Annotated in this window: 21 protein-coding genes; 13 read left to right on the forward strand and 8 right to left on the reverse strand. The window is 72.2% G+C overall.

Going from position 1 to position 23,498, the window contains the following annotated elements:
- Positions 1–117: 117 nt before the first annotated feature.
- Genes IE264_RS26135 through IE264_RS26145 form a run of 3 tightly spaced genes read right to left on the reverse strand, consistent with a single transcriptional unit; the run spans position 118 to position 2,426 of the window.
- On the reverse strand, positions 118–528 hold the full coding sequence (locus IE264_RS26135) for a RidA family protein (protein WP_015611012.1): 411 nt from the start codon (positions 526–528) through the stop codon (positions 118–120).
- Positions 529–534: 6 nt separating this feature from the next.
- Entirely contained in the window at positions 535–1,293 is a 759-nt protein-coding gene (locus tag IE264_RS26140) for an IclR family transcriptional regulator (protein ID WP_032757686.1), read from the reverse strand.
- Positions 1,290–2,426, reverse strand: a complete 1,137-nt coding sequence (locus IE264_RS26145; protein ID WP_032757685.1) for a sugar kinase — start codon at positions 2,424–2,426, stop codon at positions 1,290–1,292. Before IE264_RS26145 ends, IE264_RS26140 begins: the two co-directional genes overlap by 4 nt.
- Before the next feature lie 133 nt (positions 2,427–2,559).
- Here IE264_RS26145 and IE264_RS26150 point away from each other — a divergent pair, with 133 nt between their 5' ends.
- Together IE264_RS26150 and IE264_RS26155 are read left to right on the forward strand one after the other, a co-directional pair.
- Entirely contained in the window at positions 2,560–3,885 is a 1,326-nt protein-coding gene (locus IE264_RS26150; protein ID WP_032757684.1) for an alanine racemase, read from the forward strand.
- 42 nt (positions 3,886–3,927) lie between these two features.
- Positions 3,928–5,547: an N-acyl-D-amino-acid deacylase family protein gene (locus IE264_RS26155; protein WP_032757683.1), complete on the forward strand. Its 1,620-nt coding sequence runs from the start codon at positions 3,928–3,930 to the stop codon at positions 5,545–5,547.
- Positions 5,548–5,608: 61 nt separating this feature from the next.
- Here the strand turns inward: IE264_RS26155 and IE264_RS26160 are convergent, their stop codons facing one another.
- Positions 5,609–6,463, reverse strand: a complete 855-nt coding sequence (locus IE264_RS26160; protein ID WP_032757682.1) for a siderophore-interacting protein — start codon at positions 6,461–6,463, stop codon at positions 5,609–5,611.
- 81 nt (positions 6,464–6,544) lie between these two features.
- Here IE264_RS26160 and IE264_RS26165 point away from each other — a divergent pair, with 81 nt between their 5' ends.
- Positions 6,545–7,384, forward strand: coding sequence for a TetR/AcrR family transcriptional regulator (locus IE264_RS26165; RefSeq protein WP_032757681.1), 840 nt, complete (start codon positions 6,545–6,547; stop codon positions 7,382–7,384).
- Positions 7,385–7,458: 74 nt separating this feature from the next.
- Here IE264_RS26165 and IE264_RS26170 read toward each other — a convergent pair whose 3' ends face one another.
- Complete coding sequence (locus IE264_RS26170) at positions 7,459–8,304, reverse strand: S1 family peptidase (protein WP_032757680.1); 846 nt, start codon at positions 8,302–8,304, stop codon at positions 7,459–7,461.
- Between the two features lie 82 nt (positions 8,305–8,386).
- A complete protein-coding gene (locus tag IE264_RS26175) occupies positions 8,387–8,746 on the reverse strand; it encodes a winged helix-turn-helix transcriptional regulator (protein WP_032757679.1) in 360 nt (119 codons plus the stop codon).
- A 99-nt stretch (positions 8,747–8,845) separates the two neighbouring features.
- On the opposite strand from IE264_RS26175, the gene IE264_RS26180 reads away from it, so the two are divergent.
- From IE264_RS26180 to IE264_RS26215, 8 genes are all read left to right on the forward strand, one after another.
- The gene (locus IE264_RS26180) at positions 8,846–9,664 is read left to right on the forward strand and encodes an NAD(P)-dependent oxidoreductase (protein ID WP_032757677.1); all 819 of its coding nucleotides are present in this window, start codon (positions 8,846–8,848) and stop codon (positions 9,662–9,664) included.
- A 202-nt stretch (positions 9,665–9,866) separates the two neighbouring features.
- Positions 9,867–10,682: an arylamine N-acetyltransferase family protein gene (locus tag IE264_RS26185; RefSeq protein WP_032757675.1), complete on the forward strand. Its 816-nt coding sequence runs from the start codon at positions 9,867–9,869 to the stop codon at positions 10,680–10,682.
- A 339-nt stretch (positions 10,683–11,021) separates the two neighbouring features.
- Positions 11,022–12,236: a pyridoxal phosphate-dependent aminotransferase gene (locus IE264_RS26190; protein WP_032757972.1), complete on the forward strand. Its 1,215-nt coding sequence runs from the start codon at positions 11,022–11,024 to the stop codon at positions 12,234–12,236.
- Positions 12,237–12,350: 114 nt separating this feature from the next.
- Complete coding sequence (locus IE264_RS26195; protein ID WP_032757673.1) at positions 12,351–12,746, forward strand: SCO4983 family protein; 396 nt, start codon at positions 12,351–12,353, stop codon at positions 12,744–12,746.
- A 123-nt stretch (positions 12,747–12,869) separates the two neighbouring features.
- Complete coding sequence (locus IE264_RS26200) at positions 12,870–14,000, forward strand: hypothetical protein (protein WP_190167707.1); 1,131 nt, start codon at positions 12,870–12,872, stop codon at positions 13,998–14,000.
- A 116-nt stretch (positions 14,001–14,116) separates the two neighbouring features.
- A complete protein-coding gene (locus tag IE264_RS26205) occupies positions 14,117–15,427 on the forward strand; it encodes a toxic anion resistance protein (protein WP_032757971.1) in 1,311 nt (436 codons plus the stop codon).
- Positions 15,424–17,043 (forward strand): vWA domain-containing protein, encoded by a 1,620-nt coding sequence (locus IE264_RS26210; RefSeq protein ID WP_078657482.1) that lies wholly within the window; start codon positions 15,424–15,426, stop codon positions 17,041–17,043. Before IE264_RS26205 ends, IE264_RS26210 begins: the two co-directional genes overlap by 4 nt.
- Positions 17,030–17,656 (forward strand): hypothetical protein, encoded by a 627-nt coding sequence (locus IE264_RS26215; RefSeq protein ID WP_032757669.1) that lies wholly within the window; start codon positions 17,030–17,032, stop codon positions 17,654–17,656. The genes IE264_RS26210 and IE264_RS26215 overlap by 14 nt, the downstream gene beginning before the upstream one ends.
- A 185-nt stretch (positions 17,657–17,841) precedes the next feature.
- On the opposite strand, the gene IE264_RS26220 is transcribed toward IE264_RS26215, so the two are convergent.
- A complete protein-coding gene (locus IE264_RS26220) occupies positions 17,842–19,668 on the reverse strand; it encodes a phosphoenolpyruvate carboxykinase (GTP) (RefSeq protein ID WP_032757667.1) in 1,827 nt (608 codons plus the stop codon).
- Between the two features lie 209 nt (positions 19,669–19,877).
- Between IE264_RS26220 and trhA the strand changes: the two genes are divergently transcribed.
- A complete protein-coding gene (gene trhA, locus IE264_RS26225) occupies positions 19,878–20,591 on the forward strand; it encodes a PAQR family membrane homeostasis protein TrhA (protein ID WP_015610994.1) in 714 nt (237 codons plus the stop codon).
- A gap of 68 nt (positions 20,592–20,659) precedes the next feature.
- Here the strand turns inward: trhA and IE264_RS26230 are convergent, their stop codons facing one another.
- On the reverse strand, positions 20,660–22,678 hold the full coding sequence (locus IE264_RS26230) for a thioredoxin domain-containing protein (protein ID WP_190167708.1): 2,019 nt from the start codon (positions 22,676–22,678) through the stop codon (positions 20,660–20,662).
- 238 nt (positions 22,679–22,916) lie between these two features.
- Here IE264_RS26230 and IE264_RS26235 point away from each other — a divergent pair, with 238 nt between their 5' ends.
- Positions 22,917–23,483, forward strand: coding sequence for a Uma2 family endonuclease (locus IE264_RS26235; protein WP_032757666.1), 567 nt, complete (start codon positions 22,917–22,919; stop codon positions 23,481–23,483).
- Positions 23,484–23,498: the final 15 nt, after the last annotated feature.

Genomic DNA, 23,498 nt, shown 5'->3' on the forward strand with positions numbered 1-23,498 from the left:
GGAGCGCGGCACGGCGCCCCCGAAGAGCGGGGCGCCGCGCCGTACGGCGAGGTGGAGAGGTGCTGCGGGTGAGGCAAGGCGATCAGTGGGGCTGAACCTTCGGTGGATCCGGAACGGTCAGCTGAGTACCGCGAGGGCGTCGATCTCGATCAGCAGCCCCTTGGGCAGGCCGACGTAGACCGTCGTACGGGCCGAGGGGGCCTCCTTGAGGTTCTGCTCCGCGAAGTACGCGTTGTAGATCTCGTTCATCTCCGCGAAGTGGTCCACGTCCGTGAGGTAGACGCGCATCATCATCACGTCGTCCCAGCTCGCGCCGCCCTCCTCCAGGATCGCCTTGACGTTGGCGAAGGTCTGGAGGGTCTGCTCGCGCAGGGTGGGGCCGGCCGTGGTCGGGGCCTGGCCGTCCACGGCCGGGAGGAAGCCGACCTGGCCGGCGACCTGGAGGATGTTCCCCTTCTTCACGCCGTGCGAGAACTTCGCGGGCGGCGTGGTGTGGGTGGAGGGGGTGAGGGCGGTCTTCTCGGTCATGGCTGATCAGGCTTTCTTGGGTCGGTTGGTGCCGGAGTACTCCCGGCTGATGGTCTCGGCGGTGCGCCTGACCAGCGGGAGGAGGGTGAGGAGTTCCTCGGCCGTGACGACCACGTTCGGTGCGGACACCGACATGGCCGCGACGACCCGCCCGTCCGCGCCGCGGATCGGGGCGCCGATGCAGTTGATGGACTCCTCGTGACCACCGAGGTCGGTGGCCCAGCCCTGTTCGCGGACGACGGCCAGCTCCTTGAGGAAGGCGGCCGCGTTCGGCGTCGAACGGGACGTGTACAGGGGGTAGTCGAGCTTCTCGGCGATGGTGCGCCGCTCGGGCTCGGTGAGGTCGGCGAGCAGCAGCTTGGCCACGGCCGCGACGGTGATCGCGACGGGTTTGCCGATCCGCGAGTACATCCGGACCGGGTAGCGGCTCTCGACCTTGTCGATGTAGAGGACTTCCTGCTCCTCGTAGACGGCGAGGTGCACGGTGTGCCCGCAGCGGTCGTTGAGCTCGACCAGGTGGGGATGGGCGATCTCGCGTACGTCGAGGTTCTCGACGGCCTCCTGGGCGAGCGCGAAGAGCCGGGCGCCCAGGCGGTAGCGCTGGTCCTGCTGGCGGTAGACGAGCCCGTGCTCGTGGAGCGTACGCAGCAGGCGCAGCGCCGTGGACTTGTGGACGCCGAGCCGCTCGGCGACCTGGCCGAGGTCGGCGGGTCTCTGGGCGAGCAGCGGCAGGATGCTGAGTGCCCGGTCGACGGTCTGGCTCATGACGTACGTACCTCCTCGGGGGCCCGGTCGGCTGCGGTCCAGCCGGGGCCGAGACGAAGTCTCCCCCAGGCACCGTCGTCGAGGGCGGCGAGGCGGTCGGCGTGGTCGCGGGCGGGCGGTTCGGTGAGGTCGCCGGGGACGGTGAGGACGGCGGCGGCCATGAGGTGCCCGTGCCGGACCCGGTCCCGTACCGGCAGCCCGCGCAGGGTGGCGGAGAGGAACCCGGCGGCGAAGGCGTCCCCGGCCCCCACGGCGGCTACGACGTCGACGTGGAGGGCGGGGACGTGGGTGACGGTATCGGGGGCGTTGCCGGCCCCTGCGCCCTCCGTGGAGCGCGAGGCCGGGCCACTTTCAGCCCCTCCGGCGTTTGAGGAGCGGGGTCCGGGGCGGAGCCCCGAGAACACCGTCGCCCCCGCGCTCCCCCGCTTCACCACCAGCACAGAAGGCTCCGGCAGCGCCGCCCGGATCGCCTTCGCGCCGACGATCCCCCACGCCTCCTCCGCCTCGTCCTCCCCGACGAACACCAGGTCGGCCCGCCGGGCCAGCTCCAGCAGCACAGAAGCATCCCCGCCGCGCCACAGATGCGGCCGGTGGTTCACGTCGAACGACACCAGCGGACGCCCCTGACGCGGAGCCGTCAGCTCCCGCAGCAGCGCCAGGCAGTCCCCCGACAGCGCGGCGGTGATGCCGGACAGATGAAGGATCCGCCCCGCGAACACCTCCCCGTACGGCACGTTGTCCGACGACATCGCCGACGCCGCCGACCCGGCCCGGTAGTACGCCACCTCATGGGCGCCCGCCCCGCGATCCGTCGCCGTACGGAAGTAGATGCCGGTGGGACGGTCGGGGTCCCGGCGGACGGCCGAGGTGTCGACCCCGTACCCCGCGATCGTCTCGACCAGGTGGTCGCCGAAGCCGTCCGCGCCCACCCGCCCCACCCAGGCCGCCCGGTGCCCGGCGGCGGCGAGCGCGCAGGCCACGTTGGACTCGGCGCCCCCGATCCCGCGTCCGAAGGACGGCACATCGGCGAGGCGGCCGGGCTGCGAGGGCAGGAACGTCACCATGGACTCACCGAGGCAGACGACATCGGTGGTCGTGGCGGCGTGGGCCGTCCCTGCTGCGGGTCCGGGCACTGAAGGCTCCTCGCTGATCGGCGTGCGGGCCGGTGGTCACCATTGACCGGGCGTCGGCTCGGATGTTAGACAGCGTCAAGCGATATGCGCAATGGGTGTTGCATATGGTGCAACGAACTTCGAGGAGCTCCCCTTGGCAGCCGACCACCCCACAGGCCACACCGCGTCCCACCCCGCGAACCGCCCCGCGTCACTGGCCGCCGGCCTCGCCGAGGAGCGTGTCGACCACCGCTTCAAGGCGCTCCCGCCCGACGCGGAGGGCCTGACCGTCGCCACCCTGACCGCCGAGCGCCGCAACCTCTTCACCGGCGGGTTCACCACCCCCGTCCTCGCCCTCTCCGCCGAGTCGGTCGAGCACAACCTCGCCCTGCTGGAGGCGTACGCCGAGCGCCACGGCCTCGCGTTCGCCCCGCACGGCAAGACCTCGATGGCCCCGCAGCTCTTCGCGGACCAGCTGAAGCGCGGTGCCTGGGGCATCACGGCCGCCGTGCCGCACCAGGCGCGGGTCTACCGGGCGTACGGGATCGGGCGGATCTTCCTCGCCAACGAGCTGGTCGACGCGGTGGCGCTGCGGTGGCTGGCCGGTGAGATGACGGCCGACCCGGAGTTCCGCTTCATCTGTTACGTGGATTCCGTGCGCGGGGTCGAGCTGATGGAGGAGGCCCTGAGCGCGGCGCGCGCCACCCGCCCGGTCGATGTGGTCGTGGAGCTCGGCGCGGGAGAGGGCGCACGCACCGGCGCCCGCACGGAGGCCGACTGCGCGGCGGTGGCCGACGCGGTGGCGGCGGCCGGGTCGCTGCGCCTGGTGGGCGTGGCCGGGTACGAGGGCGAGGTGCCGGACGCCGACCCCGAACGGGTACGGGAGTGGCTGCGGCGGCTCGTCGCGCTCACGGCCGGCTTCGACGCCGAGAAGCGGTTCACCGGCGCCGAGGAGATCGTCATCAGCGCGGGCGGCAGCGCCTGGTTCGACGCGGTGGCGGACGTCTTCGCCGAGATCCCCGAACTCAGCTCCCCCGTCCTGAAGTTGCTCCGCTCCGGCGCGTACGTCTCGCACGACGACGGGCACTACAAGCACCTCACCCCGTTCAACCGCGTCCCCGAGGAGGGCGCGCTGGAGCCCGCCTTCCGCCTCTGGGCCCAGGTCGTCTCCCGCCCCTCCGGCGAGCAGGCGTTCCTGAACGCGGGCAAGCGGGACGCGGCGTACGACCTGGATCTCCCCGAGGCGCAGGTGGTCCGCTCCGCCCGGGACGGCTCGGTCCGCCCCGCCACCGGGATCACGGTCACCGGCCTCTCCGACCAGCACACCTGGGTGCGTACGGAGGAGGGGGTCGAGCTGGAGGTGGGCGACTGGGTCGGCATGGGCCTCTCGCACCCCTGCACCAGCTTCGACAAGTGGCAGCTGATCCCGCTGGTCGAGGCGGACGGCACGGTCAGCGACTACATCCGCACGTTCTTCTAGAGCCGCCGAGCCGTACGGCTTTCACCCTCCGAAAGGTGACCCATGGACCTGGTCCTGCGCGACACGCTCGTTGTCGACGGCACCGGCGAGCCGTCCTACCGCGCCGATGTGGCGGTCGACGGCGGCCGGATCACCGAGATCCACCGCGAGGGCTCCCCCGGCCCCCGCCCCGCCGCCACCCGCACGGTCGACGCGGACGGCCTCGCACTGGCCCCCGGATTCATCGACATGCACGCCCACAGTGATCTGGCGCTGCTGCGCGACCCGGACCACAGCGCGAAGGCGGCACAGGGCGTCACGCTCGAAGTGCTGGGCCAGGACGGCCTGTCGTACGCGCCGGCGGACGACCGCACGCTGGCCGAGGTCCGCCGCTCCATCACCGGCTGGAACGGTGACGGCTCCGACATCGACTTCGACTGGCGCACGGTCGGCGGCTACCTGGACCGCCTGGACCGCAACTTCGGCGGCCAGGGCATCGCCGTGAACGCCGCCTACCTCATCCCGCAGGGCACGGTACGGATGTACGCCGTCGGCTGGGAGGACCGCCCCGCCACCGACGCCGAACTGGCCCGGATGAAGGAGCTGGTGGACCAGGGGATGCGGGAGGGCGCGGTCGGCATGTCGTCCGGCCTGACCTACACCCCCGGGATGTACGCGGAGGACGCCGAACTCACCGAGCTCTGCCGGGTGGTGGCCCGCCACGGGGGCTACTACTGCCCGCACCACCGCAGTTACGGCGCGGGCGCACTCGAAGCGTACGAAGAGATGGTGCAGCTCACCCGCAACGCCGGCTGCGCCCTCCATCTCGCCCACGCCACCATGAACTTCGGCGTCAACAAGGGCAAGGCACCGGACCTCCTGGCCCTCCTGGACGGCGCGCTCGCCGCCGGTGCTGACATCTCGCTCGACACCTACCCGTACACCCCCGGCTGCACAACGCTCGTGGCCATGTTGCCCAGTTGGGCGGGCGAGGGTGGCCCGGAGTCGGTCCTCACCCGGCTCGCGGACCCGGAGAGCGCGGAGAAGATACGGCACCACCTGGAGGTGCTGGGCTCGGACGGCTGCCACGGGGTGCCGATCGAGTGGGACACCATCGAGATCTCCGGCGTCAGCGTCCCGCACCTGGCCGAGTACGTGGGCCGTACGGTGGCGAATTCGGCGGCACTGCGGGGCGAGGAGCCCTGGGTGACCGCGCGGCGGCTGCTCACCGAGGACCGGCTCGGGACGACGATCCTCCAGCACGTGGGTCATGAGGAGAACGTCCAGCAGATCATGCGCCACCCGGTGCACACCGGCGGCAGCGACGGCATCCTCCAGGGCGACAAGCCGCACCCGAGGGCGTACGGGACGTTCCCGCAGTATCTCGGCCGGTACGCACGGGAGTTGGGCATCCTCGCGCTTGAGGAGTGCGTGGCCCACCTGACCTCACGCCCGGCCGCCCGGCTGCGGCTGGCGGACCGGGGCCTGGTGCGCGAGGGCTACCGCGCGGACCTGGTGCTGTTCGACCCCGAGACGGTGGCGGCGGGCTCCACGTTCGAGGAGCCGCGCACACTGCCGGTGGGCATCCCGCACGTGCTGATCGACGGCCGGTTCGTCATCGAGGACGGCAGGCGGACCTCGGTGTTGGCGGGAAGGGCGGTCCGGGGCGCGGGAGCCGTCTGAGCCCCCTTGAAGAGGCGTCGGCGCTGAGCACCCTTCACGAGGCGTCGGCGCCGAGTGCCCTTCACGAGGCGTCGGCGGCGCGCTCCGCCGCCCAGGCCAGGTCCTCCTCGGTCGGGGCGTCGTCCTGGGTGAGGGCCCGCCGCCAGTAGCCACTGAACTCGACGGCCCCCTTGGGCAGCCCACGCTCCCCCACCAGATGGCGGCGGAGCGCCCGCACCGCCGACGCCTCACCGGCCACCCAGGCCGCGTCCACCCCGTCGAGGTCCGGCCCGGCGTCCCGCACCGCCGCCACCAGCGAGCCGCCCCGGTCCCGATGGACCCACCGCACCTCGACCCCTCCGGCGGCGGCCGGCAGCTCCAACTCCTCCCCCACGTCCGCGACCTCCGCGTACACGAGGGCCCTGGTCGTCACCGGCAGCGCCTCCAGCACCGTGGCGATCGCCGGGAGGGCGGTCTCGTCCCCGGCGAGGAGCAGCCGCTCCGCCTCGGGCAGCGGGCGGGCGTAGAGGGACGACGGCCCGACCAGGCCGAGTACGTCACCGGGGCGGGCGGCCGCACCCCAGCGCGAGGCGGGCCCGCCGTCGCCGTGGAGCACGAAGTCCACGGTCATCTCATTGCTGCCCCGGTCGTAGGCGCGGACGGTGAAGCTCCGCATCCAGGGCCGTCGCGCCTCGGGGATCGCGAGGAACGCCTCGTACCAGCGCATGCCGTACGTGTCCTCGGCGCCCTGCTCCGGCAGCAGCCCCTCCTCCACGCTCCGCCCCTCGCGCGGCAGGCACAGCTTCAGCTGCTGGTCGGGGCGGTCCTCCAGGATGCGGGGCAGCGCCTCCCCGGTGAAGGTGACCCGAGCGGTGCGGGGGGTGATCCGCTCGACCCCGATGACCCGTACATAGCTGACCGGCATGGCCTGACCCATGATGCGGCACCCCTCTCCTGATATCTTTACGCGGTAAAGCATTACCCGGCCGAAGTTACTTTACGGCGTAAGGAGTCGCAAGTGGTGGTCTTTGCCGGGCAGGGTGACGCCCGCCGCTCCCTCTCCCTGCTCTGGCGCGCGGAGGTCGCCGCCCCGCCGCGCGTCGGCCCCGGCCCCAGGCCCCGGCTGAGCGTGGACGCCATCGTGGCGGCGGCCGTCGCCATCGCGGACGAGGAGGGCATGGCGGCCCTGTCGATGCGCGCGGTCGGCGAGCGGCTGGGGCGGACCGCGATGGCGCTCTACACCCACGTCCCGGGCAAGAGCGAGCTGCTGGACCTGATGTACGACGCGGTCCATGCCGAACTCCCGTCCGTGTACCCGGAGTCGGAGCCGGACGACTGGCGGGCGCCGCTCACCGCATGGGCCGGGGAGGTCCTGGAGTTCTACGTCCGCCACCCGTGGGTGCTCCAGGTCTCGCAGGCCCGGCCGGTGCTGGGCCCGCACGAGTACGCGAACCTGGACACGCTCGTCCGGCTGCTCGGGGCGACCGGGCTGCCGGCCCGGACGGTGCGGCGGCTGGTGGGGACGCTGTTCCCGCTGGTGCAGGGCTCGGCGCGGACGGTGGCGGACGCGCGACGGGCGGCGAGGGCGACCGGGAGCTCCGACGAGGAGTGGTGGGCGGCCCGCGCGGCGGCCCTGACGGAGCTGGTCCCGGACTTCGCGGAACGCTTCCCGGCGGTGGTGCGGCTGGAACGGGAGGGGGCTCCGGACCCGTATCCGGAAGACGCCGAAAGGGAAGATCTGCCCTACCCCGAGCGGGAGGCGCGGGAGACGTTCCGGGTGGGGCTCGGGGTCCTGCTGGACGGAATCGACGCGGCACGCGCCGGGCAGGGCCCGGCGACGGACACCGGGCGGCCCTGAGATCGGGACCGCCCGGCGCGCCTAAAAGGTGGAACACGACCTGACCACGGCGACAGCTACTTCTGCTGCCATGGCTACGGCTTGGGCAGCCCGCAGCCCTCCCGGTCCAGGTCGATCTTGTTGCCGGCGCCGATGCACGGGACCATGTTGTACGTCTGCTGGGCGTAGTTGATGCCCTCGCGGACGGTCACTTCGCCGTTCTCGTCGACCTCGCACGGGTTGTTGTCCGTGCACTCCCCGCCGCTCTCGTTACCGGTGTTGTTGACGGCGACCACCTTCCCGGTGGCGTCGTCGATCACCGGCGAACCGGACGTACCGCCGATGGTCTGGCACTCCGGGGTGTAGCGGACGGAGTCCTTCCAGGTCCACCGGCCCTCCTTGAGCCGGTGGGCGAAGCCGTCGATGTCGCAGCTGTAGGTCCGCTTCCAGTAGCCGGACGCGACGGTGATGGCGGTGCCCGCCACCGGGTGGGCGGTCTCCAGCTCCAGCGCCCGGATGCCGTAGCTGCTCTCGATCTGCTCGTAGGTGGAGGTGAGTTCGTAGAGCGAGAGGTCGGTGTCGGTCATGGTGCCGTACGCGATCTTGCTGGCCTTCAACGTGCCGACACCGCTGCCCGAGGCGTTGAGCAGGGTGAACGTACGCGTGGACGGACGGTCGACGAGAACCTCGCCCGGGCCGGGGAATCCGGTCTCCAGGCAGTGCCCGTTGGAGAGCACGAGGGCGGGGTCGGTGGGTGCGGAGTCGGGCGAACGGACGACGGAGCCCGAACAGTTGCTGAGTGCGACGGTCCCGGCGAAGGTCACGGCCTTCGCGGTGGGGGCGGCTTCCTGCGTCGGTACGTTTTCGGCCGCGACGGCGGGCGCGGTGCCCGCTCCCAGGAGCAGGGCAGCAAGAAACGCACCGATGAGAGGCTTGTTCATGTGGGGGGTCCCCTCCAGTGATGCCAAGGACCGGAGATCTTCCGGCTTTTGACATGCGCATGGTGGCGCAGATGTCAGGCCATCACAAGGGGTCACTTCCAGCCATGCTCTCCCTCCCGGGAAAGACGTTCTCGCGCCCCCACTCCCCCAGCGGTCCCAGGGCCGCGTTCAGCGAGACTCCCCGCGGCGTGAGCGAGTACTCGACGCGGGGCGGCACTTCGGCGTACTCCTCGCGGTGCACGATGCCGTCGTCCTCCAGCTCCTTGAGGTGGGAGCTGAGCACCTTCTCGGTCACGCCGGGCACGGCTCGCCGCAGCTCGCCGAAGCGGCACGGCTTCTCGTCCAGTGCCCACAGGATGAGGACCTTCCACTTGCCGCCGATCACGTCCATCGCCGCGTCGATCCCGCAGACGTAGGCCCCCGGCCTCCGTACGGACCTCATCGCCCACCCCTTCCCCATCTGGTCGCTCACCACCGGGTAACCACCCACTCGTAAGTGGGTACTTGATCGCTCCCGGCCCCGTCGACCAGCCTAATCCGCATGTCCGACAACGCATCAGCACCGACCCCGCCCACCCCTCTCACCCTGCTCGGCCTCGGTGCCATGGGCACCGCGCTCGCCCGTACCTGGCTCGCCGCCGGGCACCCCCTGACCGTCTGGAACCGCAGCCCCGGCCGGAGCACCGAACTCGCCCTGCGCGGGGCACGGGTGGCCGCCACCGCGGCGGACGCGGTGGCGGCGAGCCCGCTCGTCGTCACCTGCCTGCTCGACGACGCGTCGGTCCGTGAGGCGCTGGCCGACGCCGACCTCACCGGCAAGGACCTGGTCGACCTCACCACCTCCACCCCGGCCGAGTCCCACGCCCGCGCCGTCTGGGCGGCCGGGCGCGGCGCCCGTTTCCTGGACGGCGGGATCATGGCCGTCCCCCCGATGATCGGTGCGCCGGACGCCGGCGGCTATGTCCTCTACAGCGGTACGCGCGCCCTCTTCGACGAGCACCGCGAGGTGCTGGCCGTGCCCGCCGCCACCCGGTACGTCGGTACGGAGGTCGGCCTCGCAGCGCTGTACGACGTGGCGCTGCTCAGCGCGATGACCGCCATGTTCGCGGGGGCCCGGCACGCGTTCGCGCTGGTGGGGGAGGCGGGGGTCGACGAGAAGGAGTTCGGCGGGCTGCTGGCGGACTGGCTCGCGGCGATGGCCCCGGCGACCGCCGGATTCGGTGCCGCCCCCTCGGCCGAGGACGCGACCAGCCCGGCCGTGGCGGAGGCGGGGGACGCGGCGCTGCTCCGTACCGCGCGGGAGCGGGGCGTGGACACGGCCCTGCTGATCGCGTCGGCCGGGTCGGTGGCCGGGGCCTGACGGCCCGGCTGGGGCAGGCCTGCCCCAGCCCCGGGACCCCGCCCGAACGGGGGACGGGCGGGTCCCAGAGGCGCCCCCGGTGCGCCCCCGTCCCGCCCCCATCCCCCGTTCGGGCTCAGCCCGAAGTCCCGGTCCGGCCGGTCGCCCCGCCTGGTCCCGCAGCCTGAGGCGCCGCGCGGCCCCGGCTGCGTACGGTCGGGGTATGACACTCGACCTCGACGCCTACCTCGCCCGGATCGGCTGGACCGGGGAGCCCGCCCCCACCGTGGAGGTGCTGCGGTCCCTGCACCGCGCCCACGCCCTGGGCATCCCGTTCGAGAACCTGGATCCGGTGCTCGGCTCGGCGCCCTCCCTGGCCCTGGCCGATCTGGAGGCCAAGCTCGTACGCGGCGGGCGGGGCGGCTACTGCTACGAGCACAACACCCTCTTCGCCACCGTCCTGCGGCAGCTGGGCTTCACCGTGACGCTGCTGGCCGCCCGGGTGCTGCTGGGCGCCGCGCCGGGCGATGTCCGGCCGCGCAGCCACATACTGCTGCGGGTGGACGTGCCGGGTGTGGCGACCCCGTACGTGGCCGATGTCGGGTTCGGGACCGTCGGCGCGCTGCTGGAGCCGATCGAGCTGGTGGCGGGGGCGGAGCTGTACGACGCTCCGCGTCATCACCGGCTCGTGACGGTGGCGCACGAGGGGCCGCTGGAGATGTGGGAGCTGCAGGCGGAGAAGGGCGGGAGCTGGGAGGCGCAGTACGCCTTCACTCCGGAGCCGTTCGAGGGCCCGGACTTCGAGATGATCAACTGGTACGTCGCGACCAGCCCGCACTCTCCGTTCGCGCAGGCGGTGTACGCGCAGCGCGCCCTGCCCGACGCCACCCACCGGTCGCTCGCCGGGCTCGACCTGGTCGAGACGGCGGAGGACGGCACGATCAGGGAGCGGGTGCTGTCCGGCCCCGACGAGGTCGTCCAGGTGCTGGAGGACGGCTTCGGCATCCACGTCCCCGAGGGCGCCGAGCTGCCCGCCTGAGCCCCGGCACGCGGGGCTCCCGTCACCCGGACACCTGAGCCCCCCGCGCCCGGGCGCCCGTCACCCGGACACCGGCCGGGCGGCGCCGCCCGTCACCCGGGGCCCCGCGCGCCCGCACCCCCGCCCCGCCCCCGCCCCCGCGCGTGGCGCATCTCACCCGTCCGGGCGGCTCACGCCCCTTTCCAAGCCGCGACGCCGCCCGGACCGGTCCTTCCCACGGTCCGGGGCCGGGGCGGCCTTGCCGATGGAAGCCGGAGTGCGGAGGTGGGCGGGCCCGGGGGTCGCGAGGACGGCGCAATCTCCGCGCACCGCGCGAAACGCGGCCGTAAGCTCGCGGACATGCAGGTCATCCAGTCCACCAAGCTCGCCAATGTCTGTTACGAGATCCGGGGCCCCGTCCTCGAGGAAGCGATGCGGCTCGAAGCGGCCGGTCAGCGCATCCTCAAGCTCAACACGGGCAACCCGGCCGCGTTCGGGTTCGAGTGCCCGCCGGAGATCCTTGAGGACATCCTGCGGAACCTCGCGGGCGCGCACGGCTACGGGGACGCCAAGGGCCTGCTCTCGGCGCGGCGCGCGGTGGTGCAGCACTACCAGACCAAGGGGATCGACGACCTCGACGTCGAGGACATCTACCTGGGCAACGGGGTCTCCGAGCTGATCCAGATGTCGATGCAGGCGCTGCTCGACGACGGCGACGAGGTTCTCGTACCGGCCCCGGACTACCCCCTGTGGACGGCCTCGGTCTCGCTGGCCGGCGGGACCGCCGTGCACTACCGGTGCGACGAGCAGTCCGACTGGATGCCGGACCTCGCGGACATCGAGCGGAAGATCACCGACCGGACCAAGGCCCTGGTGATCATCAACCCGAACAATCCGACCGGTGCGGTGTACGACGACGAGATGCTGCGCGGTCTCACCGAGATCGCCCGGCGCCACAACCTGATCGTCTGCTCCGACGAGATCTACGACCGGATCCTGTACGACGGCGCGACCCACACCCCGACGGCGGCGCTGGCCCCCGATCTGATGGTGCTGACCTTCAACGGACTCTCCAAGAACTACCGGGTGGCCGGCTTCCGATCCGGCTGGCTGGCGGTCTGCGGCCCGAAGGCGCACGCCACCTCGTACATCGAGGGGCTCACGATCCTCGCCAACATGCGGCTCTGCGCCAACATGCCCTCCCAGCACGCGGTGGCCACGGCGCTCGGCGGGCGGCAGTCGATCGAGGACCTGGTGCTGCCGGGCGGCCGGATCCTGGAGCAGCGGGACGTGGCGTACGACCTGCTGACGTCGATCCCCGGGGTGACCTGCGTGAAGCCGAAGGGGGCGCTGTACCTCTTCCCCCGGCTCGACCCGAAGGTCTACAAGATCAAGGACGACCGGCAGATGGTCCTGGACCTGCTGCGGGCCGAGAAGATCATGGTCGTGCAGGGTACGGGGTTCAACTGGCCGGAGCCGGACCACTTCCGCATCGTGACGCTGCCCGCGACCGAGGAGCTGACCGACGCCATGACCCGGATCGGCTCGTTCCTGGACGGTTACGGACAGCCGTAGGGCGACCACTCCCCGAAGCGGGTCCGGATCCCGCCCCAAGCGCGCCCGGATCGGACACAAACTTAGACTCAATCCAATGTAGGATGGAAACCCAGCATCACCGGGAGGCCATCCATGTACGAGCCGATCCGCACCCCATCGGTCCACCGCCCGGCCGACGACGCGGACTTTCCGCACCGCAGCCGCGAGGAGGAGCTGGACATCCAGCTCGCGGGGCATCTCGCCGCCCTCCTCGCGGTCACCGACGAACTCGGCCTCCGCCCGGCGGGCGACCGCATCGCCGAGCAGGTGGCCCGGCTGCGCGGCGCCCCGCCCGCCCGGCACGCCGCGCTGACCGACGCCGCCCCGGCGTCCCTGCACCGCCGCGCCCACGCCCTGGCGGGCCGCGCGCTCGTGGTGGCCGCGTCCCGCGCCGACACCACCGCCGCCATCCTCTCCGCGCAGCGGATGGACGCCCACACCGAGGCCCTCGCCTCCACCCCCGCCGAGCAGCTGGCCGGCGCCCACTGACGGCCCCGGTCCGCGTGCCGCCTCGGCGCGCGGACCGGGTGCCACGACCTCCCGCACCCGGACCCGGCCGTTGCGTACTGGGATGGCCCCTTCATCTGCCGTCCACCCGACTCCGCCTGGAATGTGGGCTTCCGCGGGCACTCTGCGTACGTGAGACGCATCGTGGGAATCGTCCTGGCGGTCCTGCTGATCGGCGGCGTGGCAGCGGCCGTCGTGGCAGGCCGGGACAGCGACGGCAGCAGCGGCACGGCAGCGAGGACCGTGCGGGGAGTCATCGGGTCGGAGAAGGCCGAGTTCTTCGCCGACCCCGAGACCGTGAAGGCCCTCGCCGCCCGGGGCCTCACCGTCCGGGCCGAGACATCCGGCTCCTGGGCGATGGACCAACTCTCCCTGGACGGGCAGGACTTCGCCTTCCCCGGCTCCAAGGCCCCGGCCGATGAACTGCGCCGCAGGTCCGCCGTCGAGGGCGGCCCGCTCCGCCCCTTCTACTCGCCGCTCGTCGTCGTCGCCCACCGCAACGCGGCCGAGGTCCTCGCCGCCAACGGGCTGGTCCGGCTGAACGCGAACGGCACCTCGAAGTTCGCCACCCGGGGCACGCTGCTCATGGGCCCCTACCTGAAGGCCGCCGAGGCTGACCGCACCTGGCAGCAGCTCGAAGGGGCCTCCGGACAGGCCGAGTTGAGCGGCACGGTGTTCATCACGAGCACCGACCCCGTCTCCTCCAACTCCGGCGCCCTCTACCTCGCCGCCGCCTCCTACGTCGCCGACGGCGGGCGGGTCGCGACGGACACCGCGGCCGTGGACCGTACGGCCGGACTGATGCGCAAGCTCGTCCAGGTCCAGGGCGCCCAGCAGACCAGCAGCGACGCCCCGTTCCGGGACTTCATCAGCGGGGTCGGCAACCCGCTCGTCCTGGTCTACGAGTCGCAGGTGGCCTCCCTCCTGACCCACAGCCGGCGGCAGGAGATCGGGGACCTCGTCGTCCTCTACCCCGACACCACGGTCTCCAGCGACCACACGCTCGTCCCGCTGACCGCCGCCGGGCAGCGGCTGGGCGAGCTGCTCTCCACCGACCCCCGGCTGCGGGAGCTCGCCGTACGCCACGGCTTCCGCCCGCAGGGCGCCCCGGCCGAGTTCACCGCCGCCACCGCGGACCACACCGACTACATCGACCAGGGACTGACCGGCGTACGCCAGGCGCCCGTGCCCACCGCCGAGGTGCTGCGCACGATGGCCCGGCGGGCCCGCGGCTGATGACACCCGCAGCCGTGCCCGGGCCGGTCCACCCGGTGCTCCCGGTCCATCCGGTGCTCCCGGCCCTCCCGTTCCCCGCGCGCCCCGACGCCCCCGCAGCCCAGGAGAGCTCAGCCATGCCCCAGGACCCCAGACGCCAGTACGCGAGACCGCGCGACGCCGACCCCCGGGACACCGGACGGCAGGACACCGGATCCCGCGACGCCGACCCACACGACCTCGGCCCCCGGAGCGCCGGATCCCCGCACGCCGGGGGGCCGGCCGCCGTCCCGCTCGTGCTCACCCCGCCCGAGCCCGTCGCCCCCGTCCGCACCGAGCAGGCCGCCGGTCTCGTCCCGGTCGAGGACGCGGTGCGCGAGGAAATGACCCGGCGTGCCGAGGAGTACGTGGGCTCCCTCGCCGGAATCGACGCCCGCTCCCCGGAGTTCACCGCCCGGATCTGCGAGATCGCTGCCCTCGGACAGGGCGACATCCGCAGCGCCGCCCAGCAGTCCAACCGGATGCTGGACCGCACCGTCCGCTCCCTGGCCTCCGGCGAGGGCGACGCCCCTTCCCGGGTCGGCGCGTCCCTGGTCGAGCTGCGGCGCACCGTCCAGGACCTCGACCCGGGCGACACCCCCGGGCGCGGGGCCCGCCGCCTGCTGGCCAGGCTGCCCGGCGCGAACCCGCTCCGCGACCATGTCGCGAAGTACGCCTCGGCGCAGGGCACGCTCAACCGGATCGTCGGCTCACTCCGCAGCGGCCAGGACGAACTGCGCCGCGACAACGCCGCGTTGCACACCGAACGCACCCGGCTCTGGGAGTCCATGGGCAGACTCCAGGAGTACGCGGTCCTCACCGAGGCCCTGGACGGCGTCGTGGCCCGGCGGATCGCGGACACCGAGCACACCGACCCCGTACAGGCGGACGCGCTGAGGGCCGACGTCCTCTTCCCCGTCCGGCAGAAGCACCAGGACCTGCTGACCCAGCTCGCCGTCTGCGCCCAGGGGTACCTGGCGATGGATGTCGTGCGGCGCAACAACGACGAGCTGATCAAGGGCGTCGACCGGGCCGCGACCACCACGGTCTCCGCGCTGCGGATCGCCGTGACGCTCGCCTCGGCGCTGGAGAACCAGCGGCGGGTGACCGAGCAGGTGCGGGTGCTGCGCTCGACCACGGAGGAGCTGATCCGGGGCAACGCCGAGATGCTGGCCACGCAGAGCGGCGAGATCCAGCGCATCGCGGCAGACCCGGCGGTGGGCGCGGAGACCCTGCATACCGCGTTCCAGCAGATCTACCGGACGCTGGACGCCATCGACACGTACAAGGTGGCGGCGACGGAGTCGATGGCCGCCACCGTCGAGTCGCTGACCGCCGAACTCCAGGAGGCGAGCGCCCGGTTGGAGCGCGGCCGTACCGCCGGTGCGCCGGCCGGCGGTCTCGGATGAGCCGCCTGATGCAGGCCGGGGCGGTCCGCGGACTCGCGCGCCTGCTCGCCCCGCTGCTCGCCGCCGCCCTGCTCGTCCCGCTCGCCGCCTGTACGCCCCAACCGGCCCGCCCCGACCGGGAGTCCGCCGACGACGGACGGCCGCGCGCGGGCACGGTACGGGTCCTCGCGTCCAGCGAACTCGCCGACATGGTGCCCCTGTTGGAGGAGGCCCGGAAGGCGACCGGGATCACCGTGCGCCCCACCTGGACCGGCACCCTGGACGCGGTCGGGCAGTTGGCGTCGGGGAAGGCGGACGGGGCGTACGACGCGGTGTGGCTGTCGTCCAACGACTATCTGCGCCTCGACCCGGACGCCGCCCGCCGCGTCACCTCGGAGACCCCGCTCATGGCCTCACCGGTGGCCCTGGGCGTACGGCCCGCGACGGTGGAGCGGCTCGGCTGGGACACGGAGCAGGTCACCTGGGCCCAGGTCCACCGGGCGGTCGCGGACGGGAAGCTCACGTACGGGATGACCGACCCCGAGCGCTCCAACTCCGGTTTCTCCGCGCTCGTCTCGGTGGCGTCCGGGCTCTCCGGCGCCCAGGCGGCCCTCACCGACGCCGATGTCCGCGCGGCGAGCCCGAAGCTCAAGGAGTTCTTCGCGGGCCAGCGCCTCACGTCGGGCTCCTCGGGCTGGCTGGCCTCCGCGTACGCCCGGCGCTCCACCGTGGACGCGCTGATCAACTACGAGTCGGTGCTGCTCTCCCTGAACCGGGACAGCTCCACCGGGCTGACGGTGATCCGCCCCCGCGACGGGGTGGTGACCGCCGACTATCCGCTCTCCACCCTCGCCACCGCGGCGCCCTCCGCCAAGGACGCGGTACGGGCCCTGACCGAGCACCTCCGCTCCCCCGCCGTACAGCGCGCGATGACCGGGCAGACCCTGCGCCGCCCGGTCGTCGCCTCGGCGCGCCCCGCGGGCCCGCTCTCCCCCGAGGCCCGCCGCGAACTGCCCTTCCCCGGCTCGCGATCGGTCGCCGACGGGCTGCTCTCCGCCTACGAGCACCAGCTGCGGCGCCCCTCGCGGACCGTGTACGTCCTGGACACCTCGGGGTCGATGAGGGGGAAGCGGCTGCAGCAGCTGAAGTCCGCCCTCACCGGCCTGACCGGGGATTTCAGGGAGCGCGAGGAGGTCACCCTGCTGCCGTTCGGCACCTCGGTGAAGCAGGTCCGCACCCATACCGTCGATCCGGCCGACCCGAAGGCGGGGCCCGCCGCGATCCGGGCGGACACCGCCGCGCTGACGGCGGAGGGGGACACCGCGATCTACTCCTCGCTCGCCGCCGCCTACGACCATCTCGGCCCGGACACCGAGTCCGCGTTCACCTCCGTCGTGCTGATGACGGACGGCGAGAACACGGCGGGCCGGTCTGCGGCCGACTTCACCGCCTTCTACCGGTCCCTGCCGCCCGCCCGGCAGGCCACCCCGGTCTTCCCCATCGTCTTCGGGGACTCCGACCGCTCCGAGCTGGACCGGATCGCCGCCCTGACCGGCGGCCGGCTCTTCGACGGGACGAAGGAGCAGGGCCCCGGTTCGCTGGACGGGGCGTTCGAGGAGATCCGTGGCTACCAGTAGACCGGCGACCGGGGCGGCGGGCCGGGCGCTCGCCTACCTCGAATCGGCGAAGAACCTCACCGGCAGCGCCTGTGCAGTCGGCGGGCTCGCCCTGACGCTGGCGGGGTTCGCGGGCACGTACTGGCCGGTGGTGGTCGCCGGGCTGTACGGGGCGGGCGCGCTGCTCGCCCCTCCGGCCCGGCCGCCCGCGCCGGAGTTCCCCGGCCCTTCGTCCCAACTGGACGGCCTGCGGGACGACTTCACGACGCTCCGGGAGTACCTGGACCGGGTGGACCTGCCGCCCGCATCGACGGAACAGCTCGGCTCCCTCACGGAGTTGATGGCCGGGCTGCTGGCGCCGGGCTGGGTGTCGCAGGCGCTGGCGCAGGACCCGGAGGGCATCCACGTACTGGCCCGTGCGGTGCACCGGGACCTCCCGGAGTCCGTCGACGCCTTCGTACGGACCCGGTGGTGGACCCGGATGGCACCGGGGCAGCAGGACCCCGAGGAGCAGCTGGGGCGGCAACTGGCCTTGCTGCACCGGGAGGTGGAGGCGCTGGTGGCGGGGTTGCGGGAGGCGGAGGAGATCCGCCAGCAGACCCACACACGCTACTTGGAGGACCGGGGCACCTAAAAAATGGGGGGGCGGCCCCCGGAACCATGAGGGGGTTCCGGGGGCCAGGAGGGTGTCCTTGGTCGGGGACGGCCCTCCGGGGCTGTCGGCAATGACAGGCCCCGTACCGCGGCGGGTCGTTCGGCCCCACAGGTCAGGGCGGATGTCCGACGGACCCGGCCGCGGAGTCAGCGGGAGTGCCGGGCTCAGCCGAGCCGCTCGACCAGCGCGCGGTACTCGTCCCACAGCTCCTTGGGCGTGTGGTCGCCGAAGGTGTTGAGGTGCTCGGGGACCAGGGAGGCCTCCTCGCGCCAGACCTCCTTGTCGACCGTGAGCAGGAAGTCGAGGTCGGACTCGGAGAGGTCCAGGCCCTCGGTGTCGAGCGCGCCCTTGGCCGGCAGGATGCCGATCGGGGTCTCGACGCCCTCGCCCTTGCCCTCCAGGCGCTCCACGATCCACTTAAGGACGCGGCTGTTCTCGCCGAATCCGGGCCACACGAACTTACCCGCGTCGTTCTTGCGGAACCAGTTGACGTAGTAGATCTTGGGCAGCTTCGACTGGTCGGCCTTGTCGGCACCGACCTTCACCCAGTGGTTCATGTAGTCGCCCATGTTGTAGCCGCAGAACGGCAGCATGGCGAACGGGTCGCGGCGCAGCTCGCCGACCTTGCCCTCGGCGGCGGCGGTCTTCTCGGAGGCGACGTTGGCTCCGAGGAAGACACCGTGCTGCCAGTCGAAGGACTCGGTGACCAGCGGGACGGCCGAGGCGCGGCGGCCGCCGAAGAGGATCGCGGAGATCGGCACGCCCTTGGGGTCCTCCCACTCGGGCGCGATGATCGGGCACTGTCCGGCGGGGACGGTGAAGCGGGCGTTGGGGTGGGCGGCGGGCGTGCCGGACTCGGGGGTCCAGTCGTTGCCCTTCCAGTCCGTGAGGTGCGCGGGCGCCTCCTCGGTCATGCCCTCCCACCAGACGTCGCCGTCGTCCGTCAGCGCGACGTTGGTGAAGACGGAGTTGCCCCACATGGTCTTCATGGCGTTGGCGTTGGTGTGCTCGCCGGTGCCGGGCGCGACGCCGAAGAACCCGGCCTCGGGGTTGATCGCGTAGAGCCGGCCGTCCTCACCGAACCGCATCCAGGCGATGTCGTCGCCGATGGTCTCCACGGTCCAGCCGGGGATGGTGGGCTCCAGCATGGCGAGGTTGGTCTTGCCGCAGGCGGAGGGGAACGCGGCCGCGACGTACTTGCTCTCCCCGCGCGGCGGCGTGAGCTTCAGGATGAGCATGTGCTCGGCGAGCCAGCCCTCGTCGCGGGCCATGACGGAGGCGATGCGCAGCGCGTAGCACTTCTTGCCGAGCAGGGCGTTGCCGCCGTAGCCGGAGCCGTACGACCAGATCTCGCGGTCCTCGGGGAAGTGCGAGATGTACTTGGTGGTGTTGCAGGGCCACGGAACGTCCTCCTGGCCCTCCTCCAGCGGCGCGCCGAGGGTGTGGACGGCCTTCACGAAGAAGCCGTCGGTGCCCAGCTCGTCCAGGACCGCCTGGCCCATACGGGTCATGGTGCGCATGGAGACGGCGACGTACGCGGAGTCGGTGATCTCGACGCCGATGGCGGAGAGGGGCGAGCCGACGGGCCCCATGCAGAAGGGGACGACGTACATGGTGCGCCCGCGCATGGACCCACGGAACACACCCTCCTCACCGGTGAAGACGGCCCGCATCTCGGCGGGGTCCTTCCAGTGATTGGTCGGACCCGCGTCCTTCTCCTCCTTGGAGCAGATGAACGTACGGTCCTCGACGCGGGCGACATCGCTCGGGTCGGACGCGGCGTAGTACGAGTTCGGCCGCTTGATCTCGTCCAGCTTGGTGAACGTGCCCTTGGCGACGAGCTCCCCGCACAGGCGCTCGTACTCGGCCTCGGAGCCGTCGCACCAGACCACCCGGTCGGGCTGGGTGATGGCTGCGATCTCGTCGACCCAGGAGACCAGCTCCTGGTGGTGGGTGGGGACAGTGAGGGGAGCCGCGATGTCGCGCGCCACGATCGCTCCTTGATGAGGGTGTGTGTTGTCAGGTGCCCCGTGGGGGCTGCGACCCGGATGCTTCGTACCCTTCGATCCCCTGGCGCTCATCCGGTGCCGACCGCACTCATTTGATCATCCGACCGTTTCGCCCATATGTCCAGGGGGCCGCACACGTGAGCATCGCCACTCATATTCGTTACCTACGGTTGCGTAGGTAGCATGCGGATATGACTGACGCCGCCGCTGCCGCCGCGACCACAGGACCCGCAGAGCCGACAACCGGACCCGTCGAACTCGACCCCGTTCCCGTCAAGCCCCGGATGCGCGGCTGGCTGCACGCCGGCATGTTCCCCGCGGTGCTGATCGCCGGAATCACCCTGATCGCTCTCACCGACAGCACCCGCGGCCGGATCGCGTGCGCCATCTACATCGCCACCGCCTGCCTGCTCTTCGGCGTGAGCGCGGTCTACCACCGCGGCACCTGGGGCCCGCGCGGGGAGGCGGTGCTCCGTCGGCTGGACCACGCCAACATCTTCCTGATCATCGCGGGGACCTATACCCCGCTGACCCTGCTCCTCCTGCCCGAATCCACCGGACGGCCCCTGCTCTGGGCGGTCTGGGCGGCCGCCGCCGCGGGCATCGCCTTCCGGGTCTTCTGGGTCGGCGCCCCGCGCTGGCTCTACACGCCGTGCTACATCGCGATGGGCTGGGCCGCGGTCTTCTTCCTGCCCGACTTCATGCGGACGGGCGGTATCGCGGTCCTGGTCCTGGTCATCGTCGGCGGGCTGCTCTACAGCGCGGGCGGCGTGATCTACGGGATCAAGCGGCCGAACCCGTCGCCGCGCTGGTTCGGCTTCCACGAGGTCTTCCACTCGCTGACGCTGGCGGCGTTCGTGGCGCACTACGTGGGCATCTCGCTGGTGGCGTACCAGCACGGATAAGTCCGTACGGGTACGGGAAAGGGGCCGGTCGCTTCACGTGACCGGCCCCTTTCCCGTCCTCCCCGGCCTCAGCCGCCGAGCTTCACCGCCAGCTCGCCCGCATCCGTGGTCGGCGCGTCACAGACGAAGTGCCGGCAGACGTACGCGGTCGGCTCGCCGCCCACCAGCGGCCGGTCCACCAGCAGCGGGAACTCGGTCCCCGCGCCCGGCCCCTCGCCCGCCGCGACGACCGCACCCGGCGCCCGGCCCAGCAGCGCCGTACGGTGCAGCTCGCCGCCGACCGGCCCGGCGACGGCCACCTCGCGGGGCCCGTCCAGCAGCGCCTCGGCCACGGCCAGCCCCCAGCCGATGAACCGGGGCGCGCGCGGAGCCAGCGCCTTGACGACCCCGAGCGCACCCTCGGCGGCGGTGCGGTGGGGTTCGGACCCGGTATGGGCGGCGTACGAGAGCAGCGCCCCCGCAGCCGCCGTCCACCCGGCCGGAGTGGCACTGTCCGTCGGATCCTGCGGCCGCCGGATCAGCTTCTCCGCATCGTGGGCGGTGTCGTAGAGCTGCCCGCCCTCGCCGGTGAACTGCTCCAGCACGATGTCGAGCAGGAACCCGGCGAACTCCAGCCAGGCCCCCTCCCCCGTCACCGCCGCCAGCGCGAGGAACCCCTCGGCCACATCGCCGTAGTCCTCCAGCACCCCGGCGTTATCGCCCGCGCGACCGTCCTTGGAGGTCCGCGTCAGCCGGGCCACTTCACCGAGGTGGACCCGGACCAGCAGATCGGCGGCCTCGGTGGCGCGCTCGACCAGATCCGGACGGTCGAAATAGGCCCCGGTCTCGGCGAGCGCGGCGATGGCGAGCCCGTTCCAGGCGGCGACCACCTTGTCGTCCCGCCCCGGACGCGGCCGCCCCTCACGGGCCGCCAGCAGCCGGGCCCGTACGTCCGCGACGCGCCCCGCGTCCACGGGCCGCGCCTCACCGGAGAGCTGCAGGACAGAGGCCCCCTCCTCGAAGGTGCCCTCCTCCGTCACACCGAAGTACGCGGTGGCGAAGGCCCCGTCCTCCTCACCGAGCACCTCACGCAGCTGCGCGGGCGTCCACACATAGAAGGCGCCCTCGACATGCTTTCCTTCCTGATCCTCACTGTCGGCGTCGAGCGCGGAGGCGAAGCCGCCCTCGGCGGTACGGAGCTCCCGCACCATGAAGTCGGCGGTCTCCAGGGCGATCCGCCGGGCCTCCTCGGACCCGGTGGTACGCCAGAGATGGGCATACACGCGGCACAGCAGCGCGTTGTCGTACAGCATCTTCTCGAAGTGCGGAACGGCCCATTCCCGGTCCACGGAGTAGCGCGCGAACCCACCGCCGAGCTGGTCGTAGATCCCGCCCCGGGCCATCGCCGAACAGGTGTCGGCGGCCATCTGGAGCGCCCCCTCGGACCCGGTACGGGCGTAATGCCGCAGCAGGAACTCCACCGCCATGGACGGCGGGAACTTGGGCGCACCCCCGAACCCGCCGTGCTGCTCGTCGTACTCCCGCGTCAGCCCCAGCAGCGCCTGCGCGATCTCCGGCTCCCCCGGCACCCCCTCACCCCCGTGGGCCAGCGACCGCCCGGCCAGATCGGCGACGATCCGCTCGGCCACCTCGGCCACTTCCTCACGCCGGTCGCTCCACGCGGCACTCACCCCTTCGAGCACCTGCTGGAAGGAGGGCGACCCGTGCCGGGGCTCGGGCGGGAAGTAGGTCCCGAAGTAGAAGGGTTCGGCGTCCGGGGTGAGGAACACGGTCATCGGCCACCCACCGTGCCCGGTGGCCGCCTGGACGGCCTCCATGTACACGGCGTCGACGTCGGGCCGCTCCTCACGGTCGACCTTCACGGCGACGAAGCGCTCGTTGAGGTAGGCCGCGACGGTCTCGTCCTCGAAGGACTCGTGGGCCATGACGTGGCACCAGTGGCACGCGGAGTAGCCGACGGACAGCAGAACGGGCACATCGCGCCGCTTCGCCTCCTCGAAGGCATCCGCTCCCCAGGGCCACCAGTCGACGGGATTGTCAGCATGCTGAAGCAGATAAGGCGAGGTCACACCAGCCAGCCGGTTCATGCGATCCAGCCTCTCACAGCGCCTGGCACGACCGGCGAAACCCTCACGAGCCCGCCTCGCTTGGCCGAATTACTCTCGTGAGCCATAACGTGGTGGACGGCTCCCCCTCCCCCTCCCCCGGGGTCGACGTCGACCCCCCTCCCGGCGTTCGTCCGTGTCGGGCGCCCCGCCACCTCGGAACAGTAGGCTGAGCGCAGCAGCGCCGGACCTGCCGAGGCTCCTCGAAGGAGGTACCCCCATGACCGCCGAGATGGTGGCGCCCGCCTGGATGCACACGCAGATCAGCGCGGAACAGTACGACTCCTGGTCCGAGGAGCAGTGCGCCGGCATCGAGATCGTGGACGGGATGGTCGTCGTGAGCCCGAGCGCCTCCAAGCGGCACAACCGGCTGGCCCGCATCCTGGCCAACGCGCTGGACGCAGCCGCAGGCCCGGACTGGAACGCCGACACGGACTTCGACGTCCGCCTGCAGGACGTCCCCCTCACCAACCGCCGCCCGGACGTCACCGTCTACCGGTCGGAAACCATCGACCTCACGCCCACCCGCCCTGAACACGTACTCCTGGTCGTCGAGGTCGTGTCGCCCGGATCGGAAACCACGGACCGAATCGTAAAGGTGGACCAGTACGCCAAGGCCGGCATCCCCTTCTACTGGCGCATCGAGCAGGCCGCCACTGGCGTTCCGATCGTCTACACCTACGTCCTCGACCCCGCCACCAAGGCTTACCGGGACGGCGAGATGTTCACCGGCGTGATCAAGACTGCCGCTCCGTTCCCCGTGACTGTCGACCTGGGCGCCGTCTGACAGCGCCGGAAGATT

Source organism: Streptomyces microflavus, assembly GCF_014650075.1.
GTDB lineage: Bacteria > Actinomycetota > Actinomycetes > Streptomycetales > Streptomycetaceae > Streptomyces > Streptomyces microflavus.